The following is a 13,948-nucleotide window of genomic DNA, read 5'->3' on the forward strand; positions in this document are numbered from 1 at the left end:
ATGCACATCATTGACTTGCAGGAGGCGCAGCTGGCGCCCGCTTTCGGTATCGATATGGCGTCCATTGCCGGCCTGGGCGAGCAGGAACACGTGCGGCTGGCCTACGGCGTCATCGCGCCGGGCCAGGAAAGCAAGCCGCACAAGCACGATGAGCTGGAAGCCTTCCTGATTCTGAGCGGGGAAGGCGTGATCGACGCCGACGGTCATTCCCAGCCGGTGCGCGCCGGAAGCCTGGTGCTGTTCAAACCTTTCGAGAAGCACGTGCTGCGCAATGTTGGCCAGCAAGCGCTGAGCTTCTGCGATTTCTACTGGCGCGACGCCGCCAAGCGCGACGCCGCCGCGCAGGACAATGGCGCCTCGCGGCTGCGGGAGCGTCCGGTATTCGTGTTCTCCACGCCGCCCACCCCCAACGGCGACTTGCACCTGGGCCATCTATCCGGCCCCTATCTGGGCGCTGACGTCTATGTGCGCTTCCTGCGCGCCAGCGGTCACGAGGCTTACCACCTGACCGGCAGCGACGACTACCAGAGCTATGTGGTGGGCCGCGCCCGCCAGGAAGACAGCAGTCCGCAACAAGTGGCCAGCCATTACTCGGCGGCGATCAAGTCCACGCTGGACCTGATGGACATCCATCTCGATCAATACACCGTCACCACCCGCGCGGAGGGCTATGCGGAAGGCTTGCGCGATTTCTTCTCGCGCCTGGTGCGCGGCGGCGCGCAATTGCGCTCCGACGCTGCGCTGTTCGACGCCGAGACCGGCGACTATCTGTACGAGGTGGACGTCTCCGCCAAGTGCCCGAGTTGCGGCTCGCCCTGCGGCGGCAATATCTGCGAGGAGTGCGGCGAGCCGAACAATTGCGTGGATCTGGACACGCCGCGTTCGCGCTTGTCGGACGCGACGCCGGTCACCGGCGCCATCCGCCGCTACATGATCAATCTGTCCGCCTTTAAGGACGCGGTGGAGCAGCATCAGCGCCTGGGCAAGGTGTCGCCGCGGCTGCAGCAACTGGCGGAGCGGGTGCTGGCGCGCAAGGATTACTGGGTGCCCATCACCCATCCGGCGCAATGGGGCGTGCCGCCGGCGGAGGAGGTCGAGGGCGAACAGGTGATCTGGGTGTGGCCGGAAATGGCTTACGGCTTCCTGCACGGCATCGCCGAGTTGGGCGGCCGGCTGGGCAAGCCCTGGAAGGCGGACCAGCCGCAGCCGGACTGGAAGATCGTCCACTTCTTCGGCTATGACAACAGCTATTACCACTCCATCCTGTATCCGGCCTTGTACCGCATGGCCTTTCCGGACTGGCGGTGCGACATCGATTACAACGAAAACGAGTTCTATCTGCTGGACGGCCTGAAGTTTTCCACCAGCCGCCGGCACGCGGTGTGGGGCAAGGACATTCTGAACCCGGACAGCGTCGACGCGGTGCGCTACTACCTGGCGCGCACGCGCGGCGAGCAGGAGCGCAGCAATTTCACGCTGGACGACTTCCATGACTGCGTGGAAGAAATCTTGCTGGGTCAATGGCAGACCTGGCTGTCCGGCCTGGGCGAGCGCCTGCGGCGCGAGTTCCAGCAGCGGGCGCCCGATGCCGGTTGCTGGAGCGCGCTGCACACCGCCTATCTCGACAGCCTGAACCAGCGGCTGGCCAGCCTGAAAACCCATTACGGCGCCGACGGCTTCGCCCTCAACCGCGTGGTGGAAGAACTGGACGGGCTGGTGGCCGGCGCGCTGCGTTTCGCCAAATCGAATCAGCGTATCAGCCAGAATCCGGCGCTGCGCGATGAATACCGCACCGCGATCGCGCTGGAACTGGCCACGGCCCGCCTATTGGCGCAGGCCGCCAGCCCCTTGCTGCCGCGCTTTGCTCAGCGCCTGGGCGAGGCCTTGGGCATGGAGCGCGTAGACCGTTGGCCGGAAGCGGTGGAACTGACGCCGGCCGGCACGCTGCTGGCCTTGGCGGAGCAGGCGTTCTTCACGCCGCTGCGCCGGCAGGACGGTTCGGCGGAGGCGCGGCCATGAGCGACGCCCTGCTGCGTGCGCCGCGTGAAGACGCGGACCTGATCAACACGATAGCGCTGCGCCGCTGCGACGATGAGCGGCATGTGATCCGTTTCCAGCAAGACGGCGCGCTGCGGAGTTGGACCCTGGCCGAACTGGACCGCAAGGCGGCGCGCGTGGCCGTGCGCCTGCAAGCGTTGGGCGTGCGGCCGCGCGACCGGGTGGGCATCCTGTCCCGCAACCGCATCGAGTTCGTGTTGCTGGATCTCGCCATCCTGAAGCTGGGCGGGGTCAGCGCCGGCTTCGAGGCCGGCCGCTACGAACCCGGGCAGATCGTCGACATCTACGGCCTGAAGGCGCTGTTCGGCGAAGGCCTCAGCGGCCAAGGTCCATGCTTCGACATCGCCGACATCGCCGCCTGGGCGGACAACGCCGAGGCGGACGCGGCCTGGCGTCCGTTGCACGCCGCTTATGATCCGGCCGACATCTTCGCGATCAAGTTCACCTCGGGCAGCACCGGCGCGCCCAAGGGCCTGGAAGCCACCGTCGCCAGCGCCAATAGCTCCATCAATGAGGTGCAGGCGATGTTCGCGCACCGCGACGGCGACAATCTGCTGGTGTTCCTGCGCCTGGTGCTGCTGCAACAGCGTTACTGGATCTACTCGGCGCTGGTGTTTGGACACGATATCGCCCTGTCCGATCTGGACGGCGCGCTGGACATGGCGCAGGCCAGCCCGCCCACCGTGGTGATGGGGGTGCCGGGCTTTTACGAAGAGCTGCGCGCGCGGCTGCGGCAGCGCCACGGCGACAGCGAACCCGCCGCGCGCGGCGCGCAGATCCAGGCCGCGCTCGGCGGCCGCGTCCGCTACCTGTGGACCGGCTCGGCGCCGGCCAGCCGCGCCGTCCTGGAATTCTTCAACGAGGCCGGGGTGCCGCTGTATGAAGGCTATGGCAGCAATGAAGCCTGCATCGTCGCCAAAAACCATCCGGGTGCCTTCCGTCTGGGCAGCGTGGGCAAGGTGCTGCCGAACAAGGCGGTGCGCTTCGACGAGGACGGCATCCTGATCGTGGCCAGCCGTCACCCGATCAATTGCCGCTATACCTGGTGCGACCCCGGCATCAACGAGAAGAGCTTTCTGCCCAGCGCCGAGGTCAAGACCTGGGATGTCGGCCACCTGGACGAGGACGGCTTCCTCTACATCCACGGCCGCGTCGACGACATCGTGACGGTGACCAATGGCCGCAATGTGCTGGTGCGGGCGATAGAGGAGGGGCTGCGCCAGCACCCGGGCGTACAGGAGTGCGTGCTCTACGGCACCGGCAAGCCCTTCGTCACGGCGATCCTTTCCGCTGCGGCGGCGGATGCGGAGGCCGATGCGCTGCGGCGGCACATCGAGACGATGAATCAACGGCTGTTTCCGGAGGAGCGCATCCTGGCGGCGCTGATCGCCGATGAGCCGTTTTCGATGGAGAACGGCTTGCTGAGTTCCCAGTTCAAGCCCAAGCGCAAGCTGATTCACCAGCGTTACGCGGCGCAGTTGGAGGACATCTATGCGCGCCACGCGCGCGCGCCGACGGCGTTTGCCGCGGACGCGGTGCTGATGTGGGATGGCCGGGCCACGCAGCCTTCGGTCTGAGAGCCTGTTCATGCTCTAGCGAGCAAGAGCGAGACCAGCCGTTTTCAACGCCGCATCGCCGCAGATCGTAAACACACTCTGGGACGCGACCCAGCCCAAACTTATTCGAGGAGCGAGAAATGACTTGGCGGAACCTGAAGGACCTTACCCTGGAAAACGAGCGCGTGCGCTTGCGCCGGATCCGGATCGACGACTACGCCGCCTTCGAGCGCATCGTGTTCGAGCCCGAGATCTGGGAATACTTTGTCGCCCGCATCCAGGCGCCGGACGATCTGAGCCGCTTCATCGAGCAGGCGATACAGGACACCCTCAACGGCACGCGCATCGTGTTCGCCATCATAGACCGCCGGACCGATCGCATCGTCGGCAGCACCGCCTACGGCAATCTGGCCGAGGGCGAGCGGCGGCTGGAAATAGGCTGGTCCTGGCTGTGCCGGGACGCGCGCCGCACCGGCATCAACCGCGCGGTCAAGTTCGAGCTGCTCAAGCACGCGTTCGAGACGCTGGAATGCGAGCGGGTGGAGTTCAAGACCGACATCCTCAACGCCGGCGCGCGCGCCGGCCTGGCCGGCATAGGCGCGGAGGAGGAAGGGGTGCTGCGCAGCTTCAACTTCATGCCCGGCGGCCGCCGCCGCGATGTGATCTATTACAGCGTGCTGCGCCGGGAATGGGAGCGGGTCCGCGACGAGCGCTTCGCGGAACTGGCCGCCGCGGCCAGGCCTTGAGCCATCGTCACCAGCAATCGGAACAGGAAGGTCCGACCTTCCCGGGAGGTTTGAACATGAAAGCGGAAGACTTCACCTTCAATGCGGATGGGCAGCGCTTGGCCGCCACCCGCGTGCAGCCGGAAGCCGGCGCGGCCAGCAGCATACTGACCCTGCATGGACTGGGTCATACCTCGAACCGGCATACCATACGCTATGTGCTGAACCACCTGGCCGAACACGGCCTGGGTTCGGTGTGCTTCGAGTTCTCCGGCAACGGCGACAGCAGCGGGGTGATGGAGGAGTCCTGCCTGCAGCGCCGCTACGGCGAAGTGCTGGCCGCGGCCGAGCATCTGGACAAGCGCGAGCCGCTGACCCTGATAGGCACCAGCATGGGCGGCCATCTCGCCGCCTGGCTGGCGCCGATACTGAAACCGGCCTGCCTGGTGCTGTTCTGCCCGGCCTGCTATCCGGCCGATGCCGTCGAGTCCCGGTTCGACGGCAGCCTGGCCCGGCCGGGTCCCTATGCGGATTCCCCTGCCTATGCCGGCATCAGCGCTTTCGATGGCGATCTGCTGATCATAGGCGCCAGAAAAGATGAAGTGGTGCCGGCCGCGGTGCTGGACGGTTATCTGGCGGCGGCCCGGAACGCCCGCAGCAAGCACATCGTCTGGCTGGACGACTGCGAGCATTTCATCCATCGCTGGCTGCCGCATCAGGACACGCTGCGGCCGCAAGTGCTGAAGACGATACGGGACACCATCCTGCAGGCGCGCGCGCGCCAATGAGTCTATTGGAGGAAGTCATGCAAGACGCACCCATTCTGATTGAAGCGAATATCCTGAAGCGGCGCGATGTCGCCAGCATCGATACCGTGGAAAACGCGTTCTCCAGCGGTCCCGTCGCCGACGCTTTGCGGCAGGCGCCGCTGATAGAGCGCCGCAAGGGCCTGAACAAGGAGGCATTCGACCGGGAATACCGCCATCAACAGCGGCCGGTGATTCTGGAAGGCTACGCCGCCGACTGGCCGGCGGTGCGCGACTGGAGCTTCGAGCACTTGGCCCAGCGTTGCGGCGACACGCCGGTGGTGGTGAACAGCTACAGCAGCCAGCGCTCCGCCCAGGCCAGCTTCGCCGAATTCGTCGCGATGATGAAGCACAACGAAGGGCCGGACACCCAGCCCATCTATCTGCAGGAATGGTATTACAAGGCTTCCCGCCCGGAACTGGCGGCGGACCTGCCCGAGCTGGACATCGCCCAGTACGACTTCCGCCGCGACTTGTACGGCGAGGTGATTTCCACCAACCACCAGCTGTGGCTGGGCCAGCGCGGCGGCGTCACCCGCCTGCACCAGGACTCCTACACCATCGATGTCATGCATGTGCAGTTGGTGGGCGAAAAGCACTGGATCGTCATGGGTCCGGACGCGAACCTGGCGGAAACGGCGGCGGGGGACGCGGATCTGCACGCGCTGGCCGAGGACCCGGCCACCCGGCTGATGCAATGCACGCTGCAGCCCGGCGACGTGCTGTATCTGCCGGCGCTGTGGTTCCACCGCATCAAATTGCTGAGCAATTCGATAGGCCTGGGCCGGAAGTGCCTGGACCAGGCCAATCTGCAAGCCCACATCCGGCAGCGGATGGCGGAATTGCTGGCGCTGGCGCTCAATCCGGAAGAGGTCAAGCTCACCCATCCGGAACTGTTCAATGTGGTGATGATGCGCAATCGGGTCTGGGCCAAGCGCATGGGCATCGATTTGTCGAAACTGCGCCCTTGATTCGGCGCCGGCCACGCAGGCCGCGGATATTGCATGGGAGATGAAAATGAAGCAAGCGCACGTGCTGGTCGTCGGAGGACTGGATCACACGCTCGATAAACTGGATCAACTGGGCATACGTTATTCGATGATGCAAACGCTGGCGCGCGTCAACGAAAGGCAGTACCGCGCGGCCACGCGCTATGCAGTGATGGATTACGAGGACATGGAGGAGGTGCTGCTGCTGGCGCGGGCCTGGCACGCCAGGGACCCGTTCGACGCGGTGGTGTCCTTCACCGAATACGGCCTGCACCCGGCCTCGCAATGCGCGATCGATCTCGGCATCCCGGGCGACAACCTGGAAGCGGTGCTGCATACCCGCGACAAAATCGATATGCGCGAACTGCTCGGCCGCCATGGCCTGAGCCCGGTGCGCTACCAGGTATGCCAAACCGTGGACGACGCCAAGCGTTTCTTCCGCTCGCTGGAGGGCGAGGGCATGGTGCTGAAGCCTTTTGCCGGCGGCCTCAGCGAAGGCGTGTTCTTCGTCGACGCCGAGGAAGACCTGGAAGCGCGCTGGAACGGCTCCCGCGAGGTGATGGACGGTCCCATCCTGGCGGAGGAATTCCTGCACGGCCCGGAATTCAGCGTCGAATCCCTCTCCATCAACGGCCAGCATCTGATCGCGATGATCACCGAAAAGGAAACCACGGCGCTGCCGCGTTTCATCGAGCTCGGCCACCAGGTGCCGGCGCGGCTGGACGAGGCGCAGCAAGCTGCGGTCAAGGAGCTGGTCAGCCGTTTCCTGGACATCATCGGCCAGAAAACCGGGCCCGCGCACACCGAGATCCGCCTGACCCCGTCCGGCCCCCGCATCATCGAATCGCAGACCCGGGTGGGCGGCGACCAAATCTGGGAAATGTGTGAAATGGTCAGCGGCGTCAACCTCACCGGCGAAACCGTGGCGGTGCTCACCGATATCCCGCGTCCGGAGCGCAAGCCGGTGGCCAAGGCCGCCGCCATCCGCTTCTTCTCCTATGAAAACGCCAGAATCCTTGACGTGCGCGGCATCGAGCGGGCGCAGAGCGCGCCGGGCGTGATCCGGCTGGAATGTCAGCTGCAAGCCGGCCAGCGCTATGAGACGCTCAAATCGTCCAACTCCCGCCAGGGTTATGTGCTGTGCGTGGGCGACACGATAGAGCAGGCCGTCGCCAACGCCGAGGCGGCGCGCGACGCGGTGCAAGTGGCCTGGGAGCCGCTGACCGCGGAGAGCGGCGGCCTCGGCTGAACGCCAGTCCCTGCCCACGGCTGTCGGGCAGGGGCGGCGCGCGGCAGATCGTAAACCGTTTCTTGGATTAATCCGAAATAAAGACAGGCAAGCATGAACTCGCATCCGGTCCGGCGCAGTGTGCTGTATATCACCGCGCATTACATCATGACCTATCTGGGCTACTACGGCCTGGTCTCCACCCTGGTGGTCACGCTCAGCAAGGCCGCGTTCAGCGCCGAGCAGATCGCCATGCTCGTCATCCTGTTCACCTTGACGACCAAGGCGGCGAAGATACCGCTGGCGCCGTGGCTGGACCGGATGGCGGCGACGAGCTCGGTGCTGATAGGCTGTGTGATGGCCGCCGCCGGCTTTGTCCTGTTGTGCGCCGCCAAGGACTTTTATCTGACCGCCTGTGCGCTGACCTTGTCCGGCACCGGCATCTCCATCAACGCGCTGGCGAGCAAGCAACTGGCCGCGGCGACCAGCGACATGATGGAGAACCGCGCCAAGCTGTTTTCCATCACCTATATCGGCATCAATATCGCGGCGGCGGCGGCGGCGCCGCTGGCCCTGTACCTGGTGGCCAAGGGGCAGTACCAGCTGGTGTTGATCGGCATCGCGGTGTCCTATTGCATCGCCGGCATCGTGACCTTCCTCAATTTCAAGCAACTGGGCATGAAACACCCCGGCGGCGGCGCGCCGTCCTTTCTCGCTTACTGGAAGCTGCTCTATCTGCCCGGCATCGCGCCCTTCTTGCTGATCAACTTCTTTTGCTGGCTGCTGTACGGCCAGCTCTTCAATGTGCTGGCGCTCTATGTCTCGGAAACGCTGGCGCTGCCCGGCAAGCTGGGCTGGTTGTATTCATTGAACGCGCTCTTGGTGATCGGACTGCAACTGCTGGTCACCCATTACGCCCACCGCTGGAGCGGCGGCAAGCCGCTGGGCATTGTCCACTCCTCTTACGCCACGTTCGCGCTGGCCTTCATCATGCCCTTCATTCTGCCGGGCTATATCGGCGCGCTGGCCTTCGTGTTGCTGTTCACCTTCGCCGAGATGATGTTCGCGCCCAGCATGGATGTGCTGCTGCTGTCCCTGATCGGCAAGGAAAGCCGCGCGGTCGGCTACAGCGTGCTGTCCATCAGCACCGCGCTGGGGGAATCGATGGGCGGAGGCATGGGGGTCGCGATCTACCGCTGGATGGCCAATCACGGCCACGCCAGCCAGTTCTGGCTGGTCCTCGCCGGCCTGTCGCTGCTGTGCATCGCCATTGCCTATGTGCTGCAGACCTCGAGCGCGGGCCTGCGCGCGCAGGCGGCGGGCGCGGCTTAGCGACGCGCAGCAGAGCGTAACCGCTGCTCAGAAGCTGCTCAAAGTCTTGCGAGCAAGAGCGAGACAAGGCGTTGCGGCTGAAGAAGCGGAGTACATACGGTACATGAGCATTCTGAAGTCGTACTCACCGGGTGGCTTTTCACGAAGCGCAGCAGACTTTGAACAGGTTCTCAGTGGCGGATCTGGGTGCTGCCGGCCTCCGCCAGCGCCTCCAGCAATAGCGCGGTGCTGGCGCCGGGCTGCTCGAACGGATCCAGCCGCGGCTGGGCCGAGTAGCGCAGCAGCAAGGAGGTGTTGAGCTTGTCCATCATCACCTCGGCCATGCTCCAGTTGGCGAAGCGGCGCTGGCTGATTTCCTGGTAGTCCAGCAGCGTCAGAGCGTGGTGGCGCGGGTCGTGCGCCAGTTTCTGGTACAGCAGATTGACCTCGGCGCGGCCGCCCTCCAGCGACTGCACGAACACGTCCTTGCTGTAGCACAGCACCCCGGTGATGCCCTGGGCCGGATTGTATTTGCGCGCGGCGATCATGATGTCGTCCACCAGATCGTTGTCTATGGATTTGTGCGCGCGGCTGCAGTAGGTCAGGCGTACCAGCATGATTCTCCCCTTAAGAATCGGTTCACGGTCCGTCGCGCTGGCTGAAACGTGGCTTGGAGGGCACGGCGTGCGGAATGCTCATGCCTCGAACCGGCATTCCATTGTTTCAGCGGTGTTGGCCTGGTTTCGCGCCAGCGCAAGCGACGGTGAGCGCATCCTTGGATGCAAAGAGGCCGCGCCAGACCGGCGCGGCCTCGTTTCATCTTAGTTGTTGTGCGCCGTCTTGCCGGCGACGAGGGCCTTATTTATGCATCAAGGACAGGAATTCGCGGCGCAGATTGGCGTCGCTGAGGAAGGAGCCGCGCATCACGCTATTGGTCATCTTGCTATTGCTGTCCTTCACCCCGCGCCAGTGCATGCAGAAGTGGTCCGCTTCCATCACGATGGCCAGGCCATCCGGCTGCAGCTTCTTCATCAGCAGGTTGGCGATCTGCGACACCGCCTCCTCCTGGATTTGCGGCCGGGTCATCACCCAGTCGATCAGCCGCGCGTACTTGGACAGGCCAATCAGATTGGAATGCTCATTGGGCATCACCCCCACCCAGACGCGGCCGATGATGGGGCACAGATGGTGGGAGCAGGCGCTGCGCACGGTGATGGGGCCGACGATCATCAGCTCGTTCAACTGCTCCACATTGGGAAACTCGGTGCTGGCCGGCATCTGCACATAACGGCCGCGGAACACTTCCTTGATGAACATCTTGGCCACCCGCTTGGCGGTGTCCTGGGTGTTGTGGTCGTGCTCGGTGTCGATGACCAGGCTTTCCAACACGGCTTTCAGCTTGTCCTGCACTTCCGCCTGAAGCAGATCCAGCTCGCCGTCCTCGATATGGGCGGCGATATTGTCGTTGGCGTGGAAACGGGCGCCGGCTTGCTGCAGACGGCTGCGGATGCGCTGCGAGACCGGCAGGTGGTCAACGGTATTGGTCTTGTTCATTGTGTTGTCAGTTTCGGAGGCTTAGTTATCATTTTGGCGCCGCCAAGGGCCGGCGGCTCTATCCTTTGATGTGTGGCGCGGGCGGCGAGGCCGCCGTTCAGCGGACGGCGGAGTGGCGCCTGGCCGATGCGACAGGAACGCTCCATGTTAGCACAAGCGCCGGAGCGCATCCGCAGCCGTTGTCCCTAGTAGAAACCCTTACCGCTCTAGGGCTTGACGCCGCAAAGCCTTAGTTTGGCAGGCATGCAAAGTCAATGCCGAGTGCGCGCAGTTACCGGTCTTGCTGTCCTTTTGGACTGGGTTCGCCCGCGCCGCCGGCTTGGCGCGCGGCTTGCCGCGCGCTAATATGGCGTCTTGTCCGCGGCATGGCCGCGGCCGCCCTGTTTTCCTATCCGAGGTATTCGTCCAATGCGCCATTGATGCCGCCGTCCCCGCGACGGCCATGTTCTTAGCCCCCTGCGAGCAGGGGAAAGACAGGCATTCATGGAAACACCGCATGGCGCATCCTCATCTCACGCTTGACGGCGTGTCTTATATCCTGCCGGACGGCAGGCCCTTGTTCAGTCAACTCGACTTCATCTTCCATGCCCAGCGCACAGGCCTGGTGGGCCGCAACGGCGTGGGCAAGACCGTGCTGGCGCGCCTGCTGGCCGGCCAGCTGCAAGCTAGCGCCGGCCGCTGCCTGCGCAGCGGGCCGGTGCATTATCTGGCGCAGCAAGTGGCCGCGTCGCCGCAGACCACCGCCGCCGGCCTGGCCGGCTTGCAAGCGCCGCTGGACGCGCTGGCGCGCATCGAGGCCGGCAGCGTGGAGGCGCGGGATTTCGAACTGCTGGCCGAGCGCTGGGACCTCCGGCAGCGGCTGGAAAGCGAATGGCGGCGCAGCGGCCTGGAGCATGTGCGCGTGGATACGCCGGCCCAGACGCTCAGTGGCGGCGAGGCCAGCCGGGTGGCGCTCTCCGGCGCCATGCTCTCCGGCGCCGATTTCCTGATCCTGGATGAACCCAGCAACCACCTGGACCGGCCCCAGCGCCTGGCGCTGATCGAACAGCTGCGGCGCTGGCCGCGCGGCCTGCTGCTGATCAGCCACGACCGCCAATTGCTGGCAGAGATGGACAACATCGTGGAACTGTCGCCGCAAGGCCTGGCCAGCTACGGCGGCGCTTATGCCTTTTACGCCGCGCAGAAGGCGCAGCAGCAGGCCCGAGCGCAGTCGCTGCTGGAACAGCGCAAGCATGAACGCCAGCGCGAAGAACGGGCATTGCGCGAACAGCGCGAGCGGCTGGAGCGCAGACAGGCGAGCGGCGAGCGGGGCCGGCGCGAGGCCAACCAGGCCAAGCTCCTGCTGGGCCGCCAGCAGGAGCGCAGCGAAGGCAGCGCCGGCAAGCTGCGTCAGCAGCAGGATGCCGCGCGCGAACGCCTGGCGCAGGCGGTGCGCGACGCCGCCGGCCAAGTGGAGCGCGCCGCCGAGATCACCGTGCACACCGTGCCGCAGCAGCGCGCCGCGCCGCGCGCGTTGTTCACGCTGGACGCGGTGGAATTGCCGTTCGCGCCGCAGGCCACGCGCCGCATCAGCCTCAGCCTGGGCGCCGGCCGGCGCATCGGCGTCATCGGCGCCAACGGCTGCGGCAAATCCACCTTGCTCAAGGTGCTGGCCGGGCAATTGCCGCCGCGCGCCGGCCAGGTCCGCGTCCAGGCGGTCTGCGCCTATCTGGATCAGAACCTGGCCGGGCTGGACCCGGCGCGCGGCGCGGCGGAGCAGCTGCTGGCGGTTAATCCCGCCGCCGGGGAAGGCCGGCTGCGCATGTTGCTGGCCCAGCTGGGCCTGGACGCTGAACAGGCCTCGCGGCCCAGCGACCAGCTCAGCGGCGGCGAGCGGCTGAAGGCCGCGCTCGCCTGCGCGCTCTATGCCGACCCGCCACCGCAGCTCTTGCTGCTGGACGAACCCAGCAACCATCTGGATCTGCCATCCCTGCAAGCATTGGAAGCGATGCTGCGCGGCTATCGCGGCGGGCTGTTGGTGGTGTCGCACGACGATGCCTTCCTGGATGCGCTGGAACTGGACGGCTGGCTGGAAGCGGGCCCCGAAGGCTGGCGGCTGCGGGATGGCGCGGAGCCGCAAGGCGGGAAAGACTGATGTTCGAGGTAGGTAATTTAACGTACAGAACTATGGCAGATGCATGAATATAGTTAAAGCGTTGGTGTAAATCGGCGCTGCTTTTTGATGCGGGAGATTTAGAGCGGCCAACAAAACCCCTGTAAAGCGGCCACGGCCAAGAGGCTTAGAACCTGTTTACGATCTCGCGAGCTAAGGCGAGACAAGGCGAAAACGAGCGAGAAAGCGGAATGTACAGAGGGTACATGAGCATTTTGAGCTCGGTTTCAACGCCCATTTCTATCCATCCCGCCGACGCGCAGCAGATCGTAAACAGGTGCTTAGAGCCGCTAACAAAACCGCGCAGCGCACCTGAGCCAAGGCGCGCCGACGCAGGCAGTACAAGTAGTACGACAAGGAGGCGCAACGCAGGATCAGGGGTTTTGTTAGCGGGTCTTAACGCATTCAGGGGTCTTGCCGGTGGCGCTCGCAGCACTGGCCTGAGCCCGCAAGGCGCAAGCTACTGGGCATGGAGGCCCGCCATGCTGGACAACATCCTGTTCTTCGAACGACCGTACCGTCATTTCCTCTGTGTGGACAGCCTGGACCAGGCCGTGGCGGCGCAAGCCGCCGCCGTGCTCGGCGGTCCCTTGCCGTGGGAGCAGAGCGCAGTCAGCGTCGCCAGCCGGCTGGATCTGCGCCGGCACTATGCGCAGCGGGCGGAGGTGCCGGCTTTTTTGCGCAGCGGTTTTCTGAACGAAATGCGCGGCCGTGTCCAGACGCTGTTCCAGGCGCCGCTGTCGGCGGACGACATCCAGGTGCAAGGCCGCCGCCAATTGCCCGGCCAGCGCATCGGCGTGCACAACGACAGCCCCGGCCTTGGCGATGAAGGCTATCGCGTGGTGCTGCAATTCACCCATGATCTGAGTCCCGAAGACGGCGGCCTGTTCAATATCCATGCCGGCGACGATCCGGAGGCCATCTGCCAGAGCATACGCCCGTATCCCAATCTGGCCGTCGGCTTCGAAATGGGCGCTCAGTCCTATCATTCGGTCACGCCGCCGACGCGCCAGCCGCGCGCCGCGCTGATCTTCAACTTCTGGCATCAGGGCAACAGCCCGGTGGTGGCGCGCCGGGTGCGGCAGGCGCTGGCGACGCTGCTGCCGGATGTCGCCCGTCTGGAAGAGGAGGGCCCAGCAAACTGGCCGGCGCCGCGCGCGGCGCAAGCGTTGCTGGCGGAATGGTGCATGGGCAATGCGGCGCAGGCGGCCGGCCTGCTGCTGGCCGCCGCCGCCGCGTCGGAAACCGTGCGCAGCCCGGGCATAGATAAAGCACTGGCGCGGCTGGGGTTTCCCGCCGGCGCGCCGCTGCCGTCAGGCGAAGCCATCCTCGCCGCCGCCCAGGCTCATGCCGGCCTGAACTCGGACCCGGACACGCTGCGCGCCGCGTTGGCGCTGGCGGTATGGGTGGCCGGCGCGCCCAGCCGGATCTTCAGCCATGAGCACTGGAGCCGCTGCGCCGCCCAGGTGCGCCCCTGGGCGCACCGCTTGCCGATACGCGCGATGCATTTGGCCGAGGCCTTGTTTCCGGAGTGGCCGCGGGCCGGTAAGGTTTGAACCGGCGCAGGTG

At 65.3% G+C, this 13,948-nt stretch carries 11 protein-coding genes; 9 read left to right on the top strand and 2 right to left on the bottom strand.

Going from position 1 to position 13,948, the window contains the following annotated elements; genetic code table 11:
• The 7 genes from VI26_RS07520 to VI26_RS23175 all read left to right on the top strand — a co-directional run bounded on the left by VI26_RS07520 (nucleotide 1) and on the right by VI26_RS23175 (nucleotide 8,694).
• Complete coding sequence (locus tag VI26_RS07520) at nucleotides 1-2,019, top strand: class I tRNA ligase family protein (RefSeq protein WP_048409133.1); 2,019 nt, start codon at nucleotides 1-3, stop codon at nucleotides 2,017-2,019.
• The gene (locus tag VI26_RS07525; protein ID WP_053074303.1) at nucleotides 2,016-3,635 is read left to right on the top strand and encodes an AMP-binding protein; all 1,620 of its coding nucleotides are present in this window, start codon (nucleotides 2,016-2,018) and stop codon (nucleotides 3,633-3,635) included. The genes VI26_RS07520 and VI26_RS07525 overlap by 4 nt, the downstream gene beginning before the upstream one ends.
• A gap of 119 nt (nucleotides 3,636-3,754) precedes the next feature.
• Nucleotides 3,755-4,360, top strand: a complete 606-nt coding sequence (locus VI26_RS07530; RefSeq protein ID WP_048409134.1) for a GNAT family N-acetyltransferase — start codon at nucleotides 3,755-3,757, stop codon at nucleotides 4,358-4,360.
• Nucleotides 4,361-4,416: 56 nt separating this feature from the next.
• Nucleotides 4,417-5,127: an alpha/beta hydrolase gene (locus tag VI26_RS07535; RefSeq protein WP_053074304.1), complete on the top strand. Its 711-nt coding sequence runs from the start codon at nucleotides 4,417-4,419 to the stop codon at nucleotides 5,125-5,127.
• Between the two features lie 17 nt (nucleotides 5,128-5,144).
• Nucleotides 5,145-6,116 (top strand): cupin-like domain-containing protein, encoded by a 972-nt coding sequence (locus VI26_RS07540; protein WP_197081414.1) that lies wholly within the window; start codon nucleotides 5,145-5,147, stop codon nucleotides 6,114-6,116.
• Between the two features lie 46 nt (nucleotides 6,117-6,162).
• Nucleotides 6,163-7,383 (top strand): ATP-grasp domain-containing protein, encoded by a 1,221-nt coding sequence (locus VI26_RS07545; RefSeq protein WP_048409136.1) that lies wholly within the window; start codon nucleotides 6,163-6,165, stop codon nucleotides 7,381-7,383.
• Nucleotides 7,384-7,476: 93 nt separating this feature from the next.
• Nucleotides 7,477-8,694 carry an MFS transporter gene (locus VI26_RS23175; protein WP_053074305.1) on the top strand — a complete coding sequence of 406 codons (1,218 nt, stop codon included), beginning with the start codon at nucleotides 7,477-7,479 and terminating at the stop codon, nucleotides 8,692-8,694.
• Nucleotides 8,695-8,864: 170 nt separating this feature from the next.
• On the opposite strand, the gene VI26_RS07555 is transcribed toward VI26_RS23175, so the two are convergent.
• Together VI26_RS07555 and folE are read right to left on the bottom strand one after the other, a co-directional pair.
• Nucleotides 8,865-9,290 carry a BLUF domain-containing protein gene (locus VI26_RS07555; RefSeq protein ID WP_048409137.1) on the bottom strand — a complete coding sequence of 142 codons (426 nt, stop codon included), beginning with the start codon at nucleotides 9,288-9,290 and terminating at the stop codon, nucleotides 8,865-8,867.
• A 241-nt stretch (nucleotides 9,291-9,531) separates the two neighbouring features.
• The gene (folE, locus tag VI26_RS07560; protein ID WP_048409138.1) at nucleotides 9,532-10,227 is read right to left on the bottom strand and encodes a GTP cyclohydrolase I; all 696 of its coding nucleotides are present in this window, start codon (nucleotides 10,225-10,227) and stop codon (nucleotides 9,532-9,534) included.
• Nucleotides 10,228-10,723: 496 nt separating this feature from the next.
• On the opposite strand from folE, the gene VI26_RS07565 reads away from it, so the two are divergent.
• Nucleotides 10,724-12,361 carry an ABC-F family ATP-binding cassette domain-containing protein gene (locus VI26_RS07565; RefSeq protein ID WP_048409139.1) on the top strand — a complete coding sequence of 546 codons (1,638 nt, stop codon included), beginning with the start codon at nucleotides 10,724-10,726 and terminating at the stop codon, nucleotides 12,359-12,361.
• Nucleotides 12,362-12,861: 500 nt separating this feature from the next.
• Nucleotides 12,862-13,935: a 2OG-Fe(II) oxygenase gene (locus VI26_RS07570; protein ID WP_048409140.1), complete on the top strand. Its 1,074-nt coding sequence runs from the start codon at nucleotides 12,862-12,864 to the stop codon at nucleotides 13,933-13,935.
• The last annotated feature ends 13 nt before the right edge of the window (nucleotides 13,936-13,948 follow it).

It is taken from the genome of Chromobacterium sp. LK1 (assembly GCF_001043555.1).
Lineage (GTDB): Bacteria > Pseudomonadota > Gammaproteobacteria > Burkholderiales > Chromobacteriaceae > Chromobacterium > Chromobacterium aquaticum.

Coding starts and splice junctions, on each gene's coding strand:
- VI26_RS07520 (WP_048409133.1), top strand. CDS start 1: ATGCACATCATTGACTTGCAGGAGGCGCAGCTGGCGCCCGCTTTCGGT.
- VI26_RS07525 (WP_053074303.1), top strand. CDS start 2,016: ATGAGCGACGCCCTGCTGCGTGCGCCGCGTGAAGACGCGGACCTGATC.
- VI26_RS07530 (WP_048409134.1), top strand. CDS start 3,755: ATGACTTGGCGGAACCTGAAGGACCTTACCCTGGAAAACGAGCGCGTG.
- VI26_RS07535 (WP_053074304.1), top strand. CDS start 4,417: ATGAAAGCGGAAGACTTCACCTTCAATGCGGATGGGCAGCGCTTGGCC.
- VI26_RS07540 (WP_197081414.1), top strand. CDS start 5,145: ATGCAAGACGCACCCATTCTGATTGAAGCGAATATCCTGAAGCGGCGC.
- VI26_RS07545 (WP_048409136.1), top strand. CDS start 6,163: ATGAAGCAAGCGCACGTGCTGGTCGTCGGAGGACTGGATCACACGCTC.
- VI26_RS23175 (WP_053074305.1), top strand. CDS start 7,477: ATGAACTCGCATCCGGTCCGGCGCAGTGTGCTGTATATCACCGCGCAT.
- VI26_RS07555 (WP_048409137.1), bottom strand. CDS start 9,290: ATGCTGGTACGCCTGACCTACTGCAGCCGCGCGCACAAATCCATAGAC.
- folE (WP_048409138.1), bottom strand. CDS start 10,227: ATGAACAAGACCAATACCGTTGACCACCTGCCGGTCTCGCAGCGCATC.
- VI26_RS07565 (WP_048409139.1), top strand. CDS start 10,724: ATGGCGCATCCTCATCTCACGCTTGACGGCGTGTCTTATATCCTGCCG.
- VI26_RS07570 (WP_048409140.1), top strand. CDS start 12,862: ATGCTGGACAACATCCTGTTCTTCGAACGACCGTACCGTCATTTCCTC.